The sequence below is a fragment of the Enterococcus spodopteracolus genome, assembly GCF_030441955.1.
In the GTDB taxonomy this organism is placed as follows: Bacteria; Bacillota; Bacilli; order Lactobacillales; family Enterococcaceae; genus Enterococcus_B; species Enterococcus_B spodopteracolus.
In genome coordinates this window covers 1-433 of sequence record NZ_JARJHD010000116.1, presented here as the reverse complement: position 1 = coordinate 433, position 433 = coordinate 1, and the positions used below count along the sequence as shown (strand labels likewise).

Annotated in this window: 1 protein-coding gene; it reads left to right on the top strand. The window is 44.3% G+C overall.

The genetic code is table 11. From position 1 onward, the window contains the following. Positions 1 to 433, top strand: a 433-nt coding sequence (locus tag P3R27_RS14830) for a phage integrase Arm DNA-binding domain-containing protein (protein WP_438839303.1), incomplete at both ends; no start/stop codon positions are given.

Sequence of the window (433 nt, the reverse complement as noted above, 5' to 3'; positions counted from 1 at the left end):
ATATAAGAAACAATGGATATTACTGCTACAGGGACCCAAGGACGGGTAAAGAGTTTGGATTAGGCAGAGACAGGCGAATCGCAATCACTGAAGCTATACAGGCCAACATTGAGTTATTTTCAGGACACAAACACAAGCCTCTGACAGCGAGAATCAACAGTGATAATTCCGTTACGTTACATTCATGGCTTGATCGCTACGAAAAAATCCTGGCCAGCAGAGGAATCAAGCAGAAGACACTCATAAATTACATGAGCAAAATTAAAGCAATAAGGAGGGGTCTGCCTGATGCTCCACTTGAAGACATCACCACAAAAGAAATTGCGGCAATGCTCAATGGATACATAGACGAGGGCAAGGCGGCGTCAGCCAAGTTAATCAGATCAACACTGAGCGATGCATTCCGAGAGGCAATAGCTGAAGGCCATATAAC